The 21045-nt window shown below is 71.0% G+C and carries 22 protein-coding genes; 14 read left to right on the forward strand and 8 right to left on the reverse strand.

Annotation, left to right across the window (positions count from 1 at the left end; genetic code table 11):
- Positions 1 to 26 precede the first annotated feature (26 nt).
- The 6 genes from ACZ607_RS31610 (at position 27) to ACZ607_RS31635 (ending at position 6028) form a co-directional block, all read left to right on the forward strand.
- Positions 27 to 1661, forward strand: a complete 1635-nt coding sequence (locus tag ACZ607_RS31610) for a sensor histidine kinase (protein WP_469740520.1) — start codon at positions 27 to 29, stop codon at positions 1659 to 1661.
- Positions 1658 to 2065 carry a roadblock/LC7 domain-containing protein gene (locus tag ACZ607_RS31615; RefSeq protein ID WP_469740523.1) on the forward strand — a complete coding sequence of 136 codons (408 nt, stop codon included), beginning with the start codon at positions 1658 to 1660 and terminating at the stop codon, positions 2063 to 2065. The genes ACZ607_RS31610 and ACZ607_RS31615 overlap by 4 nt, the downstream gene beginning before the upstream one ends.
- Complete coding sequence (locus tag ACZ607_RS31620) at positions 2062 to 2430, forward strand: DUF742 domain-containing protein (protein WP_469740524.1); 369 nt, start codon at positions 2062 to 2064, stop codon at positions 2428 to 2430. Before ACZ607_RS31615 ends, ACZ607_RS31620 begins: the two co-directional genes overlap by 4 nt.
- Positions 2411 to 3025, forward strand: coding sequence for a GTP-binding protein (locus ACZ607_RS31625; RefSeq protein ID WP_469740528.1), 615 nt, complete (start codon positions 2411 to 2413; stop codon positions 3023 to 3025). The genes ACZ607_RS31620 and ACZ607_RS31625 overlap by 20 nt, the downstream gene beginning before the upstream one ends.
- Positions 3026 to 3097: 72 nt before the next feature.
- Positions 3098 to 4606, forward strand: a complete 1509-nt coding sequence (locus tag ACZ607_RS31630) for a cytochrome P450 (RefSeq protein ID WP_469740530.1) — start codon at positions 3098 to 3100, stop codon at positions 4604 to 4606.
- Positions 4607 to 4681: 75 nt separating this feature from the next.
- Entirely contained in the window at positions 4682 to 6028 is a 1347-nt protein-coding gene (locus ACZ607_RS31635; RefSeq protein WP_469740532.1) for a 6-phospho-beta-glucosidase, read from the forward strand.
- Between the two features lie 13 nt (positions 6029 to 6041).
- On the opposite strand, the gene ACZ607_RS31640 is transcribed toward ACZ607_RS31635, so the two are convergent.
- A complete protein-coding gene (locus ACZ607_RS31640) occupies positions 6042 to 6482 on the reverse strand; it encodes a hypothetical protein (RefSeq protein ID WP_469740534.1) in 441 nt (146 codons plus the stop codon).
- A complete protein-coding gene (locus ACZ607_RS31645; protein WP_469740536.1) occupies positions 6476 to 6934 on the reverse strand; it encodes an ATP-binding protein in 459 nt (152 codons plus the stop codon). Before ACZ607_RS31645 ends, ACZ607_RS31640 begins: the two co-directional genes overlap by 7 nt.
- Before the next feature lie 204 nt (positions 6935 to 7138).
- Between ACZ607_RS31645 and ACZ607_RS31650 the strand changes: the two genes are divergently transcribed.
- The 5 genes from ACZ607_RS31650 (at position 7139) to ACZ607_RS31670 (ending at position 10262) form a co-directional block, all read left to right on the forward strand.
- A complete protein-coding gene (locus ACZ607_RS31650; protein ID WP_469740540.1) occupies positions 7139 to 7999 on the forward strand; it encodes a helix-turn-helix domain-containing protein in 861 nt (286 codons plus the stop codon).
- Positions 7999 to 8235: a DUF397 domain-containing protein gene (locus tag ACZ607_RS31655; RefSeq protein WP_014152862.1), complete on the forward strand. Its 237-nt coding sequence runs from the start codon at positions 7999 to 8001 to the stop codon at positions 8233 to 8235. Before ACZ607_RS31650 ends, ACZ607_RS31655 begins: the two co-directional genes overlap by 1 nt.
- 64 nt (positions 8236 to 8299) lie before the next feature.
- The gene (locus tag ACZ607_RS31660; protein WP_469740545.1) at positions 8300 to 9109 is read left to right on the forward strand and encodes an SAM-dependent methyltransferase; all 810 of its coding nucleotides are present in this window, start codon (positions 8300 to 8302) and stop codon (positions 9107 to 9109) included.
- 74 nt (positions 9110 to 9183) lie between these two features.
- On the forward strand, positions 9184 to 9633 hold the full coding sequence (locus tag ACZ607_RS31665) for a YchJ family protein (protein WP_469740548.1): 450 nt from the start codon (positions 9184 to 9186) through the stop codon (positions 9631 to 9633).
- 44 nt (positions 9634 to 9677) lie between these two features.
- A complete protein-coding gene (locus ACZ607_RS31670) occupies positions 9678 to 10262 on the forward strand; it encodes a GNAT family N-acetyltransferase (RefSeq protein WP_469740550.1) in 585 nt (194 codons plus the stop codon).
- A gap of 9 nt (positions 10263 to 10271) precedes the next feature.
- On the opposite strand, the gene ACZ607_RS31675 is transcribed toward ACZ607_RS31670, so the two are convergent.
- Together ACZ607_RS31675 and ACZ607_RS31680 are read right to left on the reverse strand one after the other, a co-directional pair.
- A complete protein-coding gene (locus ACZ607_RS31675) occupies positions 10272 to 12344 on the reverse strand; it encodes an MDR family MFS transporter (RefSeq protein ID WP_469740552.1) in 2073 nt (690 codons plus the stop codon).
- Positions 12345 to 12398: 54 nt separating this feature from the next.
- Positions 12399 to 13235, reverse strand: a complete 837-nt coding sequence (locus tag ACZ607_RS31680; RefSeq protein WP_469740555.1) for an ATP-grasp domain-containing protein — start codon at positions 13233 to 13235, stop codon at positions 12399 to 12401.
- 106 nt (positions 13236 to 13341) lie between these two features.
- On the opposite strand from ACZ607_RS31680, the gene ACZ607_RS31685 reads away from it, so the two are divergent.
- Positions 13342 to 14568, forward strand: a complete 1227-nt coding sequence (locus tag ACZ607_RS31685) for a cytochrome P450 (RefSeq protein ID WP_469740559.1) — start codon at positions 13342 to 13344, stop codon at positions 14566 to 14568.
- A 41-nt stretch (positions 14569 to 14609) separates the two neighbouring features.
- Here ACZ607_RS31685 and ACZ607_RS31690 read toward each other — a convergent pair whose 3' ends face one another.
- From ACZ607_RS31690 to ACZ607_RS31705, 4 genes are all read right to left on the reverse strand, one after another.
- Complete coding sequence (locus ACZ607_RS31690; protein WP_469740561.1) at positions 14610 to 15824, reverse strand: acyl-CoA dehydrogenase family protein; 1215 nt, start codon at positions 15822 to 15824, stop codon at positions 14610 to 14612.
- A gap of 4 nt (positions 15825 to 15828) precedes the next feature.
- Positions 15829 to 16302, reverse strand: coding sequence for an SCP2 sterol-binding domain-containing protein (locus ACZ607_RS31695; protein WP_469740566.1), 474 nt, complete (start codon positions 16300 to 16302; stop codon positions 15829 to 15831).
- Between the two features lie 73 nt (positions 16303 to 16375).
- The gene (locus ACZ607_RS31700; protein ID WP_469740569.1) at positions 16376 to 16639 is read right to left on the reverse strand and encodes a hypothetical protein; all 264 of its coding nucleotides are present in this window, start codon (positions 16637 to 16639) and stop codon (positions 16376 to 16378) included.
- Between the two features lie 198 nt (positions 16640 to 16837).
- Complete coding sequence (locus ACZ607_RS31705; protein ID WP_469740571.1) at positions 16838 to 18052, reverse strand: PucR-like N-terminal domain-containing protein; 1215 nt, start codon at positions 18050 to 18052, stop codon at positions 16838 to 16840.
- Between the two features lie 662 nt (positions 18053 to 18714).
- Here ACZ607_RS31705 and ACZ607_RS31710 point away from each other — a divergent pair.
- Positions 18715 to 19350, forward strand: coding sequence for a hypothetical protein (locus ACZ607_RS31710; RefSeq protein WP_469740574.1), 636 nt, complete (start codon positions 18715 to 18717; stop codon positions 19348 to 19350).
- A 212-nt stretch (positions 19351 to 19562) separates the two neighbouring features.
- Positions 19563 to 21044 carry a DUF6801 domain-containing protein gene (locus ACZ607_RS31715; RefSeq protein ID WP_469740578.1) on the forward strand — a complete coding sequence of 494 codons (1482 nt, stop codon included), beginning with the start codon at positions 19563 to 19565 and terminating at the stop codon, positions 21042 to 21044.
- Position 21045: the final 1 nt, after the last annotated feature.

The following is a 21045-nucleotide window of genomic DNA, read 5'->3' on the forward strand; positions in this document are numbered from 1 at the left end:
CCCGAATCAACCGCCAGAGGGTTTAGATGGTCCGTGTTGAATCACCGCCGACCAAAAGAGACATCCCCGTAGTGCGCGCCGCACTCCTGCCCGTCGTGCTGATGGCCGGTGCGACGGCGGCCGGCGCGGTGCCGGTCACCGGGGCCACGAGGGCGGCAGTCGTCTGGTGCGGAGCGATCGCCACCGTCGTGGTCGCCACGCTCGCCGTCGTACTGAACCGCCGGCGCCGCGCGATGCGCGTCCAGCGCGCCGAGTACGAACAGCGCATCGCCTACCTGGAACACCGCATCTCGTCGTACGACCAGGAGACCGAGCGCCTCAGCAAGGAGCTCCTGCCCGCCGCGATCCGCAGGCTGCGCGCCAGCAACTCGCCGCAGGAGGTGATGCGCGACGTCGTCGACGCGGACGCGTCGTACCGCAACCTCCCCAAGGCCCAACGCGCCCTGGTCCTCCAGGTCCTCGACATCATCGACAACGAGGAGGCGATGCGTGACTCCGCGCAGCGCGCCTTCGTCAGCGTCGCGCGCCGCGTCCAGGCCATCGTCCACCGGCAGGCCAGTGAGCTCCGGGAGATGGAGGACCACCACGGCCGCAACCCCGATGTCTTCGACGACCTGCTCCGCATCGACCACGGCACCGCGCTGATCGGGCGGCTCGCCGACTCCATCGCCGTGCTCGGCGGCGCCCGTCCCAGCCGCCAGTGGCCCAAGGCCGTACCGCTGTTCAGCGTGCTGCGCGGCGCGATGTCCCGGATCCTCGAGTACCAGCGCGTCGATCTGCACTCGATCGCCAAGGTCGCCATCGTCGGCACCGCGGTCGAGCCGCTCATCCACGCCTGCGCCGAACTCCTCGACAACGCGACGCGCTACTCGCCGCCGCAGACCCGGGTGCACGTCACCGCGGTCGAGGTGCAGACCGGCATCGCCATCGAGATCGAGGACGGCGGCGTCAGCCTCAGCGAGGAGGCCCGGGTCAGGGCCGAGAACATGCTCGCCCAGGCCCAGGCCGGCATCAACATGAACGACCTCGGGGAGTCGCCCCGGCTCGGCATGGCCGTCGTCGGACGCCTCGCCCGTATGTACCAACTCCAGGTCTCCCTGCGGCAGTCCGCGTACGGAGGCGTCCGCGCCGTACTCATCGTGCCGCGCGACATGATCACCACCGGCCCGGCCCCCGGCATCGCGCACGGCATCGGCGCCACCTCGCGGCCCCAGAGCTCGCTCGACATGTCGCAGATGCAGCACGTCGTCCCGCCGCGCGGCAAGCACAAGGCGCGCCCCGCCGCGACCGGGCCCGTCCCGTCGCTCGCGTCGTCCGCACCGGCCCCCGCACCGGCCCCGGCGGCGTCCGCCGCACGGCCCGCGCCCTCCGCGCCGGCCATGGGCGACGACGAGATCGTCGTGACCGAATGGACCGAGGGCGGACTCCCGCAGCGCCGCAGCCGCGGCCGCGCACCCCTCGGCTCGCACAACCTCCCGCAGCAGTCCGCGTCGGCCCCGGAGCCCGCGGCGCGCAACGGGCACAACGGACAGGGCGGCGGCTCCACGGCACCGCCCGGTCTCTGGCTGGAGGCCTTCACCCAGGCCGTCAACGGTGTGCCCAAGGAGCCGAAGCACGACACAGACCCTGACGACGTGTGGGACAAGGGAGAGCAGAAGTGATCCAGCAGCGGGGAAACATGGACTGGATGCTCAAGGAGCTGGCCGACGACGTACCGAGCATCCACCAGATCGTGGTGCTCTCCGCCGACGGCCTCCGCATCGCCCGGCACGGCGGCGACCCCGACGTCGCCGACCGCCTCGCCGCCGCCTGCGCCGGTCTGCAGAGCCTGGCCGCGGCGGTCGCCACGGAGATCCCGTACAGCGACGGCCTGATGAAGCTCGTCGTCATCGAGGTCACCGGAGGGTTCTTCTACCTGATGGCGGCGGGCGCCGGCGCCTATCTCGCGGTCCTGGCCGGCGAGACGGTCGACGCAGGTCTGGTGGGCGCGCGCATGCGCGACATGGTCGTCCGTATCGGCGCTCATCTGACGAGTCCTCCGCGCCACGACGGGCAGGTTGTATGAGTCCTCCCCGACGAGAACGCCGAAAGGCCGACCCGGCGCTGAGCGACCCGGAACGGCTGTACGTGATCACCGGCGCCCCCGACGGCGAACGAGCGGCACTCGACCTCGTCACGATGGTCGTGGCGCAGGCCGAGCCGTCGCCCACGGTCCAGCCCGAGCAGGCCGCGATCCTGCGGCTCTGCACGGCACCGCTGTCCGTCGCCGAGATCTCGGCCTATCTGAGCCTGCCCTTCAGCGTGGTCACCTCGCTCCTGACAGAACTCCTGGCGACCGAACTGGTCGAATCGCGCGCGCCCGTCGTCCGCGCCTCGCTCCCGGACCGGTCCCTTCTCGAAGCGGTGATGCATGGACTTCAGAAGCTCTGACACGATCACGGGCCCCCGCAGCGAGGACGTCCTCCCCAGCACGGCCACGGCCGCGGTGAAGGTCGTCGTCGTGGGCGGGTTCGGGGTCGGCAAGACGACCATGGTCGGCTCGGTGAGCGAGATCCGGCCCCTCACGACCGAGGAGACCATGACCCAGGCCGGGGTCGGCGTGGACGACAACGTGGGAGTGGAGACCAAGACCGCCACCACCGTCGCCATGGACTTCGGCCGGATCAGCCTCAGCGAGGAACTGATCCTCTATCTGTTCGGCACCCCCGGCCAGGAGCGCTTCTGGTTCCTCTGGAACGGGCTCTTCGAAGGCGCCCTCGGAGCGGTCGTCCTCATCGACACCCGGCGGCTCCAGGTCAGCTTCGACGTCATCGGCAGGCTGGAGGAGCGCGGCGTGCCGTTCGTCGTCGCCGTCAACACCTTCCCCGACGCGCCGCACCACCCCGTCGAGGCCCTGCGCGCCGCCCTGGACCTGCCGGACGAGGTCCCGATGATCGACTGCGACGCCCGGCTGCGCACCTCGAGCCGCGACGTGCTGATGACCCTGATGCGCTACCTGCACCGAATCGCCGTGCCGCTCACCTGACAGCGGCGCGCACCTCTGCCTCCCGAACGGGCCCTGTCCCCACGCGCCCGGAACGTCTTACCTGGAGCCACTGTGACAACCCCCTTCCATCATGAACCCGGAGCGGCCACCGGTCCGGTCCCGCCTCCGCAGTGCCCCGCGCACGGCATGGGCATCGGCCCCGGCGGGCTGCGCCGGCTGTACGGTCCGGAGGCCGAGGCGGATCCCACGGGCCTGTACGAGAAGCTGCGCGCCGAGCACGGCTCGGTGGCGCCGGTCCTGCTGCACGAGGACGTTCCCGCCTGGCTGGTGCTCGGCCACAGCGAGAACCTCCACATGACGCGCACCCCCTCGCAGTTCTCCCGCGACTCACGGCGGTGGCGTGGACTCCAGGACGGCAGCGTGGCCCCGGACCACCCGCTCGCCCCGCTCTTCACCTGGCAGCCGGTGTGCTCCTTCGCCGAAGGCGCCGAACACGAACGGCTGCGCGGCGCGGTCACCGACAGCATGGCGCGCATCGACACCCGCGGCGTCCGCCGTCACATCAACCGGTACAGCAACCGCCTCGTCAACGACTTCTGCCGGGAAGGCCGGGTCGAGCTGGTCAGCCAGTTCGCCGAGCGGCTCCCCATGATGGTGATGTGCGCCATCATCGGCATGCCCGAGGAGTACAACGACCGCCTGGTGCAGGCCGCCCGTGACATGACGCGGGGCTCGGAGACCGCGGTCGCGAGCAACGCCTATGTGATCGGGGCGCTCGACCGGCTCGTCCGGCGCCGCCGCGAGGCACCGGCCGAGGACTTCGCCACCTGGCTGGTCGAACACCCCGCCGGTCTCACCGACAAGGAGGTCAGCGAGCACCTGCGGGTGGTCCTGATCGTCGCGTACGAGACCACCACCAACCTGATCGCCAACGTGCTGCGGATGGTCCTGACGGACCCCAGGTTCCGGGCCAGGCTCAGCGGCGGGCACATGACCGTGCCCGAGGCGGTCGAGCAGACGCTCTGGGACGAGCCCCCGTTCACCTCGGTCCTCGGCCGCTGGGCGGTCGGTGACACCGAGCTCGGCGGGCAGCAGATCAAGGCGGGTGACGCCCTGATCGTCGGCATCGCGCCGGCCAACACGGACCCCGCCGTACGACCCGACCTCGGCGTGAGCATGGAGGGCAACCGGGCCCACCTGGCGTTCAGCAGCGGCCCCCACGAGTGCCCCGGCCAGGACATCGGGCGCGCCATCGCCGACGTCGGGGTCGACGCCCTGCTGATGCGCCTGCCCGACCTCGAACTCGCCGTCGACGAGGAGAAGCTGGCCTGGGCCGGGAACTTCATGTCGCGCCACCTGGTGGACCTGCCGGCGAGCTTCGCGCCCACCCCGCAGCAGGAGATCGACGCCGAACCGCTGCCGGCGGTGGCACGGTCCCGGTCGCAGGCCGGCTGGGAGGTCTCCTCGCCCGCCGCACCGCGCGGTCCGATGCCGGCCCCCGCGAGCCCGCGCCCGCCCGAGCCGTACGCGGAGCCCGGGGAGGGAGCCGTCATCCCGGCGCAGCGCGGCGGACCGGCGAAGGTCTGGCGTTCCGTCGTGCGGTGGTGGAACGGCCACTGACACCGGCCCGCGCACCCGTCGCCCCGGCCCCCGGGTCCGGGGCGACCGGCGTCCGGCCCCGTACCATCGATCAGCGTGAAGCTGACAATTCTTGGTGGCGGCGGATTCCGGGTCCCTCTCGTGTACGGGGCACTGCTCGGCGATCACGCCGAGGGCCGCGTCTCGCGGGTGACCCTGTACGACACGGACCCGGACCGGCTCACCGCCGTCGCACGGGTCCTCGCCGAACAGGCGGCCGGCATCGACGACGCGCCCCCCGTCCTCGTCACCGCCGATCTCGACGAGGCCCTGCGGGGCGCGGACTTCGTGTTCTCCGCCATCCGGGTCGGCGGCCTCGACGGCCGCGCCGCCGACGAACGCGTCGCGCTCGACGAGGGCGTCCTGGGCCAGGAGACGGTCGGGGCCGGAGGCATCGCCTACGGGCTGCGCACCGTCCCCGTGGCGACGGACATCGCCCGGCGGATCGCCCGGCTCGCCCCCGACGCGTGGGTCATCAACTTCACCAACCCGGCGGGTCTCGTCACCGAGGCCATGTCCCGGCACCTCGGGGACCGGGTCATCGGCATCTGCGACTCGCCGGTGGGGCTCGGCCGCCGGATCGCCCGGGTTCTGGGCGCGGACCCGGAGAAGGCCTGGATCGACTACGTAGGGCTCAACCACCTCGGCTGGGTCCGGGGCCTGCGGGTCGATGGCCGCGACGAACTCCCGCGCCTCCTCGCCGACCCGGCGCTGCTCGGCTCCTTCGAGGAGGGGCGGCTCTTCGGCCCCGACTGGCTGCGCTCGCTGGGCGCGATCCCCAACGAGTACCTGCACTACTACTACTTCAACCGCGAGGCGGTCCGCGCCTACCAGGAGGCCGGGCAGACCCGGGGCGCCTTCCTGCGCGACCAGCAGGAGGGCTTCTACGCCCGGATGAAGGACCCCGCCGCGCCGCCACTGGCCACCTGGGACCGTACGCGTGCCGAGCGCGAGGCGACGTACATGGCGGAGAACCGGGACGTGGCCGGGGCCGGTGAGCGCGAGGAGAGCGATCTGGAGTCCGGGGGCTACGAGCAGGTGGCGCTCGCCCTGATGCGCGCCATCGCCCGCGACGAACGCACCTCGCTGATCCTCGACGTCCGCAACCGGGGCACCCTCGCCGTGCTCGACGCCGACGCGGTCATCGAGGTGCCGTGCCTGGTCGACGCCAACGGCGCGCATCCCGTGGCCGTCGACCCGCTCCCGTACCACGCGGTCGGGCTGGTCACCGCGGTCAAGGGCGTGGAGCGGGCGGTGCTCGAAGCGGCTGAGAGCGGCTCACGGTCGGCGGCCGTACGGGCGTTCGCCCTGCACCCGCTGGTCGACTCGGTCTCCGTGGCCCGCCGGCTGGTCGACGGGTACACGAAGGTCCATCCCGGGCTCGCCTACCTCGACCGGCCGTGACCGGCCCGCCCCGTCAGGGCGCGGGCACGGCCTTCGGCCGGCCCGACGGGTCCCAGGACGGCGCGACACCGGTGACCTGACACACCATGAGGAAGAGCGGAATGGGCGGCGTGTAGGGCGTACGGCTGTCCGGGGCGTGGATCAGCCGGGGGCGCCCGGCCGGGACGTACGCCCCCGCGGCGTACGACGCCTGCTCCGGCCAGTCCAGGTCGAGATCCGAGCCGGACGGGACGATCCACCACCACTGGTCGGCGTCGGCGAACACACAACCGGCGCGCGGCAGATGCGACATCAGCCGGAAGCCGTACCGCGCGGGCACACCGACCGCGTCGTAGCCGAGGCTCGCCGACAACGCGGGCGGCAGCGGCAGCCGGACCCGGCCCGGGGCGCCGTCCTCCTCCGCGCGGCGCGTCCGGCGCGCGCCGAGCAACTGGGACAGGGCGTTCCTCAGCATGCCGGCTCCGGGCCGTACGGCACTTCCGCCCACACGATGCGCCCCGAGTGGTCACCCGCGTCGTGGGAGCCCCACGCGCTGCTCATGGAGTCGACGAGCAGCAGCCCGCGCCCGTGCTCGCCCTCGGCGGTGAGCGACAGCCGGGGACCGCCGGGCTGATGGCCCTGGTCCTGCACCGAGATGCGCAGCCGCCCGCTGTCGCAGCGGAGTTCGCAGACGACGCGGGCGCTCGCGGTGTGCACCACCGCGTTGGTCACCAGCTCGGAGACGATCAGCACCGCCGCGTCGTGCGCGTCCCCGGCCAGCCGCCAGTCCGCCAGCCGGGCCCGCGTGAGGCGCCGGGCACCGGCCACCGACTCCGGGTGCGCCGCCAACGCGAAGCAGTAACGGAGCGCCTCCGCCCCGGGGCTGAGGTCCATGAGCCGGGGGATGAGCGCACTGCCAGGTGCCACGACCGATTCCTCACAGTGGGGGCTGTGTCACGCTTCGCACCGTCCCGGGAGGGGCCGGGCGCACCACGCGAACTTGGTTCGGACACCAACTCTCCCCCCGACATGAACACTTGGCAAGAGGCACTCTGAAAAATTCAGAGTGGCTGTGTTCCTGGGGCCGTGCGCATGGCACACTGCTCGCAACAGCGCATCGGGAGGTCTGAAGTGAGCGAACCGCGGTCCGCCCCGACCGTGGGCCAGGTCGTTCTCGGTAAGCGCCTGCAGGATCTGCGGGAGCGCGTCGGCCTGAGCCGCGACCAGGCGGCGAAGGTGCTCCGTGTCGCCCCGGGGACCATACGCAGGATGGAGACCGCCGAGGTCGGGCTGAAGATCCCGTACGTCCAGCTCCTCCTCAAGGCCTACGGCATCGCCGACGACGAGACCGACGCCTTCGTCGAACTCGCCGAAGAGGCCAACAAGCCCGGCTGGTGGCAGCGTTTCCACGACGTACTGCCCGACTGGTTCAGCATGTACGTCTCCCTGGAGGGCGCCGCGAGCCTCCTGCGCATGTACGAGCCGCACTTCGTCCCCGGCCTGCTCCAGACCGAGGACTACGCGCGCTCCGTCCTGCGCACCGGTGCGGTCGGCCAGACCAGGCCCGCCGACATCGAGCGCCATGTGGCGCTGCGGATGGAACGGCAGTCGCTGCTCACCAAGGCGGACGCGCCGAAGCTCTGGGTCGTCATGGACGAGACCGTCCTGCGCCGTCCCGTCGGCAGCCCCGACGCGATGCGGGCCCAGGTCGACCGCCTGCTCGAAGCGACCGAGCTCCCCAATGTGACCCTCCAGATCGCGGAGTTCGCGACCGGTCACCACCCGGGCACGTACGGCCCGTTCGTCCTGTTCCGCTTCGCGGTACCGGAACTGCCCGACATGGTCTACAGCGAGTACCTGACGGGGGCCGTGTACTTCGACGCGCGCCCCGAGGTGGCTTCCTACCTCGAGGTCATGGACCGCATGGCGGCTCAGGCCGCAACTGCACAACGCACGAAGGAAATCCTCAGGGACTTCCGCAAGGAGCTGTGATGAACCACATATACAACGGCATGCCGGCCGCCGACCTCGGCACCGAAGGCTGGTACAAGCCGTGGAGCGGTGGTAACGGGGGAAATTGCATCGAGGCCATGAAGCTGGCCGACGGCAGGGTGGCGGTCCGCCAGTCCGCGGACCCGGACGGCCCCGCGCTCATCTACTCCAACGGCGAGATCGCCGCCTTCATCCAGGGTGCCAAGTCCGGACAGGCGGATTTCCTCCTCACCTGACCCCCGCCCGTCCATCGTCGCACCACACGCTGTTCGCCGAAGTCCCCGACCAACGGAGTGCGTTATGACCGGGCAGGATCCCCAGGCCGTCGAGATCGACACGAGCAAGCCGCATCCCGCGCGGATGTACGACTGGTTCCTCGGTGGCAAGGACAACTACCCGGTCGACGAACAGATGGCGAAGCAGCTGCTCTCGCTGGACGCCCGCGGCCGTGACATGGCCCGGGTGAACCGTGCCTTCATGCACCGGGCGACCCGCTGGCTCACCGAGAAGGGAGTCCGCCAGTTCCTCGACATCGGCTCCGGCATACCCACCGAGCCGAACCTCCACCAGATCGCCCAGCGGACCGCCCCGGACGCACGCGTCGTCTACTGCGACAACGACCCGATCGTGCTCGCGCACGCGGCGGCCCTGCTGCGTTCCACCCCCGAGGGCGCCACCGAGTACATCCAGGCCGACGCCCGCAAGCCCGACGCCATCCTGGAGGCGGCCGGCAAGGTCCTCGACTTCGACCGGCCGATCGCGCTCTCCCTCCTCGCCCTGCTCCACTTCGTGGACGACGAGGACGGGGCCGCCGAACTCGTCGACCGGCTCGTGGAGCGGCTCCCCTCCGGCAGCTATCTGGTGCTCTCGCACACCACCGGGGACTTCGACCCGGAGGGCGCCGCCAAGGCCCGTGCCATGTACAAGGCCCGGGGAATGACCCTGCGGCCCCGCTCGCGCGGCGAACTCACCGCCTTCTTCCACGGCCTCGAACTCGTCGAGCCGGGCGTCTCGCTCTCCGCCGAGTGGCGTCCGGAGCTCGGCGAGGTCATCGACGTACCCGGCAACGAACCGATCCCCGGCTACGCGGGCGTGGCACGCAAGCGCTGACCGCGGGACGACGTCCGGAGGGGCCGTCCGCCACCGCCCGCCGCGCGCGCCGGCCCACGGGTGACAATGGACGCATGTCACGACGTACCTCACGCCCCCGCCGGCCGGCCGCTCCACCGGCGGGGCCCCCGCGGATCACCCCTGCGACACCGTGCCCGTGCGGCCTCCGGGCCGCCTACGGGGAGTGCTGCGGCCGGTTCCACACGGGCACCGTCGCGGCCCCGACGTGCGAGGCGCTGATGCGTTCGCGGTACGCGGCCTTCGTCGTCCAGGACGCCGGGTACCTCCTGCGTACGTGGCACCCCTCGACCCGGCCGCCCGCCGTCGACTTCGACCCGGCGATGCGCTGGACCGGGCTGGAGATCCTGGAGACCACCGAGGGCAGCGCCTTCCACAGCACCGGCACGGTCACCTTCCGCGCCCACTACACCGACGACGGCAGGCCCGACTCGCTCCACGAGAAGAGCCGCTTCGTCCGCGAGCAGGGTGCGTGGGTGTACGAGGCCGCGGTCTTCGTCGAGTGAAAATCCGTTGCACGGGGGCGCCGGGTGATCCTTAGGATGCGCGCATGACCGAGGACGCGTCCGAGCCGGACAACGAACGGGCGCGCTGCTGGCGCGGCAGAGGCGTGACCTTCACCCCGCTGGAGATCGACGACGCCGCACTGCTCCAACGCTGGCGCTCCGATCCGGTCGCCGCGCTCCAGACCGGGGTATGGCCCGGTTCGCTGTACGAGCTGCGTGAGCGCATCGAGCGGTACCTGGACGACGAGACACGGGACGACTTCCTCGTCCTGCTCCCGGACGGCACGCCGATCGGTCACATCGCCCTGCACGCCCAGCAACTGGCCGAGGGCACCGCGGAGGCCTCTCTCGTGCTGGCCCCGGAGCACCGGGGCCGCGCGCACGGGCCGGCCGCGCTCGACGCCCTTGTCGACCTCGCCTTCGGTGAGCTTCCGATGCAGCGCGTCGAGGCGCTCACCCACACCGACAACACCGCGGCGCTCTCGGTCCTCTCCGCCGCCGGGTTCGCGCAGGAGGGCGTACGGCGTTCGAGCTGTCAGCACCGCGGCCGCCGCTACGACAACGCGGTTCTCTCCCTGCTCCGCGCGGAGTGGGAGGCCCTGGAGCGCCCGCGCTCCTGGGAGCTGTGAGCGGGAGGATCAGACCGGGGCCGCCGCCCGCTCCGGCGGGGCGAGCTGCTGCTCCAGGTCCTCCACGAGCAGCCTCTTGGCGATCACGTCGACCGCCGCGCGCAGCTGCCCGTCGTCGGGCCGGGCGCCGTCCTCGGCCAGCCGCTCGTTGAGCCAGCGGCCCCAGGCGTCCGAGATCACCGCCGCCTCACGGCTGCCCGCCGCCGTATGGGTGAAGAGCCGGCCGTCCCCGGTGAGGTAACCCTCCTCGATCATCCGGTCGAAGACCGGCACCAGCACCTCCGGCGGGAGGCGGTGCCGGGCGGCGATCAGCCTGAGTCCCGCGTGCCCGACCATCCGGGTGAAGAGGTCGACCTGCATCACGGCCCAGGCTCCCGCCATGTCCAGCCGGGTGTCCGACTCCGCGGTGATCCGCCGCGCCGTGTCGGGGCCGGCCTGGTGCAGGATCCTGGCCACGGCCGATTCGAGCACCCGCTCCCGGTCCCCGGTGCTGGGCTGGGCGAAGCCCTCACCCATGTCGGTCGAGCTCGCCCGGGCGCTGTCACGCAGTTTCACCTGCTTGAGGAAGAGCGAGACGACGAACCCCAGCAGGGCCACCGGCACCGTCCACAGGAACACCGTGTGCAGGGTGTCCGCGTACGCCTGGGCGAGGGGCGCGGTCTGTTCGGCGGGCAGGGCGTGTACGGCCTTCGGGCTCTCCGCGACCCGGGCCAGCACGGCCGGATCACCCCCGGCCCGCGCCGCCTGCTCGACGCCCTGCGTCAGATTCGGCCGCAGGGCGTTCGCATAGATCGTGCCGAACACCGCCGTGCCGAACGAGCTGCCGAGCGTACGGAAGAAGGTCACCCCGGACGTCGCGGTCCCGAGGTCCGAGTAGTCGACGGTGTTCTGCACGGCGATCGTCAGCACCTGCATCGACAGGCCGATGCCGATGCCCAGCACCAGCATGTACAGCGACTCCAGCCACGTTCCGGTGCCCGGGCCCATCCGGGACAGGAGGTAGAGGCCCGCCGCCATCACGAGCGAGCCGACGACGGGGAAGAGGCGGTAGTGGCCGGTCTTGCTCACCACGTTGCCGCTGAAGATCGAGGCCGCCAGCAGGCCGATCACCAGGGGGAGGGTCCGCACCCCGGAGAGGGTGGCCGAGTCCCCGTCGACGTACTGCAGATAGGTGGGCAGATAGATCATCGCGCCGAGCATGGCGAAGCCCACGATGAAGCTCAGGATGGAGCAGACCGCGAAGACCGGGTTACGGAACAGCCGCATCGGCAGCATCGGCTCCTTCGCCCGCGTCTCCACGAGGCAGAAGAGCGCCAGGGCGACGAGGCCGCCGATGAACAGGCCGATGATGACGGGCGAGCCCCACGCGTATTCGTTCCCGCCCCAGCTGGTGCCGAGGATCAGCGCGCTCGCCCCGACGGCGACCAGCGCGATGCCCAGGTAGTCGATGACCGGGCGCCCGGCCGCGCGGACGGACGGGATGGTGCGGGCGGCGGCGATGACCACCACGATCGCGATCGGCACGTTGACGTAGAACGCCCACCGCCAGGTCAGATGGTCGGTGAACAGTCCGCCCAGCAGGGGCCCGACCACCGTGGCGACGCCGAAGACCGCACCGATCGCCCCCTGGTACTTGCCCCGTTCGCGCAGCGGGATGACATCGGCGATCAGTGCCATGGCGGTGACCATCAGCCCGCCCGCGCCGATGCCCTGGAGACCACGCCAGATGATGAGCAGCAGCATGTTCGAGGCGAGGCCGCAGAGGAACGAACCGGTGATGAAGACGACGGCCGAGATCTGGAAGATCAGCTTGCGGCCGAAGAGGTCGCCGAACTTGCCGACCAGGACCGTCGCCACCGTCTCCGCCAGCAGATAGGCCGTCACCACCCACGACATGTGCTCCGCGCCGCCGAGGTCCGAGACGATCGTGGGGAGCGCCGTCCCCACGATCGTCTGGTCCAGCGCGGCGAGCAGGATCCCCAGCACGATCGTGGCGAACACGATGTTCCGGCGCCGGGGGTCGAGGACGGGTGGCGCTGCGGCACTCTGCGCGGCGGGGGCGGTCTCGCTGGCAGTGGTCACCCTCGCACCCTCACACCCGGCCCCGGCCCACGCATGCGGGGGCGGCCGGACGGGTCAGCCCAGCAGCTCCCGTACGGATTCACCCATACGGCCCACGAAGGCCTCCCGCACCCGCTCCGGCACGAGGTCGAGCGACAGATACGGATTGAGGTCCTCCAGCTCGACGAGCAGCAGTCCGCCCTCCGGCGTCCGGCAGGCGTCCACCCGCTGGATTCCGTGCGTGAGGGTGTTCCACTCGACGAAGCGACGCGCGAACTCCAGGTCCGCCGGGGCCGGCGCGTACGGTTCGAGGACCCAGCGCCGGTCCGGGTGCGGCGCGTGCAGGGCGTACTGGAAGTCGTCGTCCACGAAGTAGAAGGACACCTCGTAGCGGAAGTCGATCCTGGGCTGGACCAGCAGGGTGCCGTCGGCGCCCGCCGGACACTCCGGCTCGTCGGTGAACCGCAGTCCCACCGAGTCCGCGCCGAGCTTCGGCTTGACCACGTAACCGGCCGCGCGGGGGAGCAGCCCGAGGTCCGCCGCACGGTCCACGGTCGGGATCACCGGGAAGCCGGCCCGGCTCAGATCGACCAGATACTGCTTGCCGGCCATGTCACCGCGCCCGTCCAGCGTGTTGTACACACGGGTCCCCGACTCCCGGGCGCGGGTGCGGAACGCGTCGTACGCCTCCTGGTAGTGCAGGACCGGACCGCTGTTGCGGACGACGACCGCGTCGAACCGGTCCAGCAGCGCCGCCGCGTCCCGGGGGTGACAGAGCGCGACATCGAAGGTCTCCCGCAGCCGGGACGTCAGGAAGATGTCCTCGTCGCAGTAGCGCCGCCCCTGTGCCTCGTACGCGAGATCGGTGACGAACAGGACGGACGGACGTGGTGCTCCGGACGCGGCGATCAAGAATACTCCCAGGGGGTTCGGTATTCGGCTGAGGATCAATAGCCTTGCTGGTGTTGCCCGTTCACCGCCATGAAGCACTCCGGTCCCTTCCCCGCAGGAGTCATACGTGTCCCAGGCGTCCTCACCGCCCGATATTCTCTCGCCCGCCTTCGCCGCCGATCCCTACGGGGCCTACCGGGCGATGCGCGAGAGCGCCCCGCTGATCCACCACGAGGCCACGGGGAGTTACCTCGTCTCCCGGTACGAGGACGTCGAGCGCGTCTTCAAGGACCGGGCCCAGGAGTTCACCACCGAGAACTACGACTGGCAGCTGGAGCCCGTGCACGGCCGGACCATCCTCCAGCTCAGCGGCAGGGAGCACGCCGTACGCCGGGCCCTCGTCGCCCCCGCCTTCCGTGGCGCGGACCTCCAGGAGAAGTTCCTGCCCGTCATCGAGCGCAACGCCCGCGAGCTCATCGACGCCTTCCGCCACACCGGGGAGGCCGATCTGGTCGAGGCGTTCGCGACCCGCTTCCCGGTGCTGGTCATCGCCGACATGCTCGGCCTGGACCGGGCGGACCACCAGCGCTTCCACGGCTGGTACACCAACGTCATCGCCTTCCTCGGCAACCTGGCGGGCGACCCCGAGGTCGCGGCGGCGGGGGAGCGGACCCGCCAGGAGTTCGCCGAGTACATGATCCCGGTCATCCAGCGGCGCAGGGAGGAGCCGGGGGACGATCTGCTCTCCGCGCTCTGCGCCGCCGAGGTCGACGGCGTACGGATGAGCGACGAGGACATCAAGGCGTTCTGCAGCCTGCTGCTCGCGGCCGGCGGGGAGACCACCGACAAGGCCATCGCCTCGGTCTTCGCCAATCTGCTGGCCCACCCCGAACAGCTCGCCGCCGTGCGGCGGGACCGCTCCCTGGTCGACCGGGCCTTCGCCGAGACGCTGCGCTACACCCCGCCCGTCCACATGATCATGCGCCAGACGGCGGGCGAGGTGGAGCTGTCCGGCGGCACCGTCCCGGCCGGTGCCACCGTCACCTGCCTGATCGGATCGGCCAACCGGGACGAGGCCCGCTACGCCGAACCCGACCGCTTCGACCTGTTCCGGTCCGACCTGACCAGCACCACGGCGTTCTCCGCGGCCGCCGACCACCTCGCGTTCGCGCTGGGCCGGCACTTCTGCGTGGGCGCGCTGCTGGCCAGGGCCGAGGTGGAGACCGGGGTGAACCAACTGCTGGACGCCATGCCCGACATCCGCCTCGCCGAGGGGTTCACCCCGGCCGAGGAGGGCGTCTTCACGCGGGGCCCGGCCTCGGTGCCGGTCCGGTTCACACCGGTGGGCGGCTGAGCGCCGTTCGACCGTCGGGCGGCACCGCCGGAGGGACGCCGTCAGCGGATGTGGCGCCCCGAGACGGCACGGGCGATGACCAGCCGCTGGATCTCGCTCGTGCCCTCGAAGATCGTGTAGATCTTGGCGTCGCGGTACATCCGCTCCACCGGGTGCTCCCTGCTGTACCCGGCGCCGCCGAGGATCTGTACGGCCTTCTCCGTGGCGGAGACGGCGAGTTCACCCGCCCGGAGCTTGGACATGGAACCCTGGCCGGCGTCGAAGGTCCGGTCGTTGCGGGCCATCCACGCGGCCTGCCAGATCAGCAGCCGTACGGCCTCGATCTCCGTACGGATGTCGGCCAGGGCGAACGCGATCGACTGGTTCTCGATGATCGGCCGGCCGAACGCCTCGCGCTGTCCGGCGTACTCCAGGGCGTACTCGTACGCGGCGCGCGCGATGCCGAGGGCCTGCGCGCCCACCGTGGGGCGGCTGACCTCGAAGGTGGCCATCGCGGCCTGGCCCTTCGCGGTGCCGCCCTCGCGGGCCCGGGCCAGCCGGGCGTCCAGCTTCTCCTTCCCGCCCAGCAGACAGTGCCCGGGGACGCGTACGTCGTCGAGGAAGACGTCCGCGGTGTGCGACGCGCGCAGGCCGAGCTTCTTGACGGTGCGGCCCGCCTCCAGGCCCTCGGTGCCGGGCGGCACGATGAACGCGGCCTGGCCGCGTGCGCCCAGGGAGGGGTCGACCGAGGCGACCACCACATGGACCTCGGCGATCCCGCCGTTCGTGATCCACGCCTTCTGACCGGAGAGCACCCACTCGTCCTTGGCCTCGTCGTAGCGGGCCCGCGTGGTCATCGCCGAGACGTCGGAACCGGCCTGCGGCTCGGAGACGCAGAAGGCGGCCACCTTCGGGTCGTCCTCGTCGCCGTAGCACTGGGGGACCCACTCGGCGAGCTGGTCGGGCGTGCCGGAGGCGAAGATGCCGGCGACCGCGAGAGAGGTGCCGAACAGCGCCATGCCGATCCCGGCGTCGCCCCAGAAGAGCTCCTCGTTGGCTATCTGGAGGGAGAGCCCGCTCGGGTCGCCGTACATGTCGGCGAGCGACTCGAATCCGTACAGGCCGATCCTGGCGGCCTCCTGGATGACCGGCCACGGGGTCTGTTCGCGCTCGTCCCACTCGGCGGCCGCGGGGCGCACCACCTGGGCGGCGAAGTCGTGCACCCAGTTGCGCAGGTCCTGCTGTTCCTCGGTCAGGGCGAGGGAGAAGTAGCTCATGGGCTCAGGCCTTCGGGATGTCGAAGTAGCGGGTCAGCCCCGAGGCCAGGCCGACGTCACCGGCGACCTTCAGCTTGCGCATCATGAACATCGTCACCGGATTGCCGTTGCCGGAGACCAGCTTGAGGAACTCGGCGTCACCCATCACCAGCGTCGTCCGGGGCTCCGCGTCGGAGCGGCCCGGGCTCACCGTGCAGGTGCCGTCGGCTATCGACGTCTCGTAGACCTCTTCGCTCTCACCCGTGATCTTCCAGCGGATCAGGGCCTTCAGCCCGCCGGCCGCCTCCGGGCGGAACTGCTGCCGCATCCGGCCGAAGACCTCGCCCAGCACCCGGGTGCGCAGATCGCCGTGCATGACCTCGCCGAGCTGCTTGGCGGACAGGCCCTTGACGATCCGTGCGAACTCCTCCGGGGAGACGGCGGCGAAGTCGAGCCCGGCCAGTTCGTCGGTGAGGTTGCCGCTGCTGTTGTCGGGCACGCCAAATCCTTACTCCAGAGTAAACTTACTTCTGAGTAAGGTAAGGGGGGTGTCGCCGTCGCGCAAGCAGCTGTCACCAGGCGCCGTCGGGGCGCACCGCGAGGTGCGGGTGATGGGCGCAGAGCACCTTGTTGGCCCGGGCGAGCTCGGACAGCGCCTGCTCGCGGTCGGCCTGGTCCTCGATGCCGAGGCTCGGCCCCCGGAACCTGCGCACCTCGCGGGCGGCGCAGTCGGCGTCGAACTCCGCCTGGAGGATGTGCGGCGGGGTGCAGGACCCGATCAGCGCGGCGACCCGGTCCGGGATCGGCACGGGGACGAGGAGGTGCGAGGCGGTCATGGGGTGTTCCCTCTCGGATGGTCGGCCAGGAGGTGGTGCTCCGCGGCGGCCGGTGGGCCACCGCTCCTCCTTATGTAACGGGACGCAGTTCCGTGTTTCTCGTTGAGAACGTCTCCGTGTCGCAACCGTTTGGGACTGACCGTCTATTTCGCTTTACCTGAAGGTAAGTTGACTTTGCGCCAGGCATGTGGTGAAGGCTCAGTTGAGGGACTGGCCGCCGCGTGACCGTAACTGCAGGGCGCGCAGCACCGCCTCGGTCGAGAAGCGGCTCTCGGGGTCGGTGAGCTGCTCGCCGAAGATGGCCTCCAGGCTGCGCATCCGGTAGCGGACCGTCTGCGGGTGCACATCCAGCAGCTCGCCCATCTGGGCCGCGGTGCCACGGGTGTCGAGCCAGATCCGCAGCGTCTCGATGAGCCGCTCGCGCCGGGTGGTGCTGATGCCGGACACGGCGGCCAGTTCGCGCTCGGCGAGCTGGTCGAGGAGGGCGGTGTCGGAGAGGAGCCACAGGGTGATGAGGTGGTCCTCGCAGAGGAGGACGGGCGCGTCGTCGATGACCCCCGCGTCGACCAGTTCGAGGACTCGGCGGGCCCATCGGATCGAGTCGGCGGCGAGCGTGGTCGGCACGGTCAGCCCGATCGCCGCGCCGCCGCCGGGGATCGTCCGGTCGAGCATCTCTCTACGCGCGTCGTCCATCGGCCCGGGTACGAGGAGATGCGGCTGAGGGTCGCCGGGGTCGATCAGGACGTCGGGGTCGGCGCTGATCCGGTCGAGGCCGGACGGGGCGCGCACCGCGACGAGGGTGACCTGCTCGGGCAGCGTCCATCCGGTCTGCTCGCACAACTCGGCGATGGCGCTGCGGGGTACGGGCCTGCCCGCGAGGATCAGGTGCAGCAGGCGCCGGCGCACCGCCTCGCTCTGCTGGTCGGACTGGGCCTGCACCTCGAGATAGCCCTCGCGGGACAGCGCCTCCAGCTCGTCCACGTAAGCGAACAGCGCGTCGGCGAAGCTGAGCATCAGCGCGGGCGAGAAGTGGTAGCTCCGGCCCACCTTCTTCGCCCGCCGCAGCGCGACCCGCGCACCCAGCCGGTACGCACCCTGGAGCGCGTCCATCGTCCGGCCCTCGTACGCCTCGAACCTGCCGAATCTCCGGCACATGTCGTCGCGCAGAACCGTGGGCGACGAGGGCTCGGCGACCAGGTCCACGAAGGAGGAAAGACTCTGCTCGACACCCATTCGGATGGACGTGCCATTGGGGCCGTTGAGAAGCCGCGCGTATTCCGGATAGGCGCGGGTCACTTCCATGCCTATCTCTTTGATCAGGCTCGGCAGTTCGGGTCGCATGATCGCGGCGAACTCCTGGGGGAGGGGCCCCAGCGGGTCTCCGGTGTCCAGCGGCTGGATAAGTCTCGGCATGACCGTCCCCTCGCTTTCCTGGGCCCGGCGTGGGTGGAGCAGGTGGGGGGAAAGCGCTCCCACGGGCCGACAGGTGTATACCAACATCGGCGCCGAAGATAGACCAAGTCGGGCGGGGTGCACACCGCCTGGACAGAATGGATGTGCAAGGGGCACACAACATGGCCCGGTTGTGCGGCTCCGGTGCAGGTGGGGCCGTAAATGCTCACTTCCGGACAATGTTTTCGGCCGCCGGCGCACCGAGGATGCCGGTGCGGCGGCGCGGTGCCCGCCGCGTCGGCCGTCCCGAGGGGCCGCCTCCGGTCCCTCCCCGGCCTGTTCCGATCTTCTCCGGACGTCGGGGGCGTCCGGGGCGGCCCCGACGGTGGCCGGTGGCGGCACGGTATTCGGCGGAGTTATTGCGCACGAAGTGACAAGTGTGCCGGGCGAATTAGTGACCTACGGACGAGGAAAAAAACTTGCCCGACCAATCTTGACCGGCGGGATTGTGCTCCAAGTTTCCCGCAAGTAACGTCACGCCCTGTCACAGCACGTGTGTGGCTGAAAGCGCAGAACGGCCCCCACGCAACACGATTCATCGCGGCACTCCCTGCGCCTTTGCAGGAATTCGGGTGCCTTCCCCGCAACAGTGCACCCGCACTGCCGAATCGGAGGAACTCACTGTGCGCAACTCCCTCAGAAAGATCGCGATCGCGGCCGGCGCAGCCGCGGCCGCCGTCACCCTCGGAGCCACCACCGCCACCGCGGGCGTCGCCGCTCCGACCTGGACCGTCGGCCCCAGCTCGCCGGAGGCGTTCTCGGCCAGTTCCGGCACCGTCACCCTCACCCTCAACGGCATCCCGATGACGTGTACGTCGTCCGCGGCCCAGGGCAACCTGGCCAGCGCCTCGGGGACCACCAACGTGCAGGTCGGCACCATCGCCCCGCTGACCTGGTCCAGCTGCACCAGCCCGTTCGGCCCGGTGACCCCGACCGCCGACACGTCCACCCCGTGGAAGCTGAACGCCAACACCTACAGTGCCGGCGTCACCAGCGGGTACATCAGCGGCATCAAGGCCACGCTGAAGGTCCTCACCTGCACCTTCACCGTGACGGGCAACGCCGCCGCCACGTACACCAACTCCACCGGCGTGCTGGCGGTCAGCAACAACGCGACCTACAAGCTGACGGTCGCCACCGTCACCGCGGGCTGCGCCGGCATCGCGGCCGTGGGCAACAACCCGACCTACACCGCCAGCTACAACGCGGTCACGCCGGTCGGCGGCAGCACCAAGCCGACCATCGTCTACACCCCCTGACCCGGCCACGAGCCACTCAGGAGTGAGCAGGGGCCGCACGGCGGGATCCGCCCGCCGTGCGGTCCCTGCGCCGGCCCGTCACCGGGAACGGAGGAGCCGGCGGCACGCGGGCCTCCCGGGAGGCCCGCGGCGGCGGCGGATGCGGGTCCACCCGCCGCACGACGCGCGTCGGGTCCGTCCGAAAGGGGACATGTCCAGTGAGGGGCAGCCGTATGACAGGCGCACGGCGGCGTACGGCGCGGGGGGCCGCAGTGGCCACCGCGGTGCTGCTGGGAGGGATGATCCCGGGCGCGCAGGCGGCGTCCGGTGTGCAGAGGATCGAGGCGGAGCTGGCCTATACGTGCGATCTCCCGGACGGCGGACAGCCGGCGAGGGTCGGGATCACCGCGGAGGTCCCGGAATCGGGCCTGGTCGACCAGGTCATCCAGCCCGAGGGCGTGGGACTGGAACTGGCGCTCTCCGAGGAGGCGCCGGCCGGACTCGCCGCCGCCGGAGCGGCCACCGTGAAGGCGGAGGCGAAGCTCGCGGTCGATGTGGCCCAAGGAGAACAGCGCGCCCGGACGGAGTGGATCGGGACGACCGCCGAACCGGTACCGGTTCCCGACACGGGCGACCTGACGCTGAGCACGACGGGGAGCGTCCCCTTCGTGAAGCCCGGGACGCCCGGCGACCTGGTCTTCGGCGCGGGCGCCCTCTCCGTGGACCTCACTCTCACGAAGGCCGACGGGACCCCTGCCGAGTCGCCGGCCCTCACCCTGAACTGTGCGCTGGACACCGGGCAGGAAGCGACGCTGGCAGTGGTGCCCGTGGGCGGTGACGGAGAGGAGCCCGGTACGGAGCCCACCCCGGCCGAATCCTGGCCCGAGGAGCAGGAAGCGGGCGAGGAGGGCGGCCTTCCGGAGGTCGGGACCCCGGCGCAGCAGCCCGCCGCGGCGGACGCGCCGCCCTGCGTGGGCGACCCGAGCGCCGAACTGGGCATGGTCGCCTTCGTCACCGGTTACGCCAACGTGGCGAAACTCGACGGCGCGACCAGATTCCCGCTGGCGTGTGCGCGGATCACCCAGGGCGAGAGCAGGGTCGTGCCCGACGGTGAATTCCTGCACATCTACCAGGACTCGGCGGTGGACCTCGACCACGAGGGGAAGACCCAGCTTCCTCCCGCCTCCGGCACCTTTCTGACGTTCGGATTCATGCCGACCACCGCGACCCTCGAAATGACGCAGATCCCCACGGCGACCAACCCTGACGGGACACGTGTTCCCAACATCAAGTCCGACCTGGCGATCAACATCGCCGAGGGCTCGACCAAGGCCGTGACGGCCGTGACCCTCGAACTGATGCTCAGACTCCGTGACGTCGAGGTCGACGGCGTGCCCCTGGACGTGGGGGACGACTGCCGCACCAGCAAACCCTTCACCCTGAAGCTGGAGGGGCACATGACGCTGAAGGACGGGGTCCAGGTGGGGTACACCCTGGCGACCGGCGGTGAGCTGACCGGGTCGGTCACGCTTCCCCCCTTCAGCGGATGCGGTGCCGAAGAGGACCTGGACAACCTCTTCACCGCGTCCCTGTCCGGAGTGCCCGGTTACGTCAAACAGGTGCAGGGAGCGCCCTGCGCGCCGGCGAACGGCGCGGATCCCACCTTCTGCTTGCCCGACTTCCAGCCGAGGGACGTGCCCGAGGCGGCTCGCTGAG

The organism is Streptomyces sp. NPDC104381, assembly GCF_055583745.1.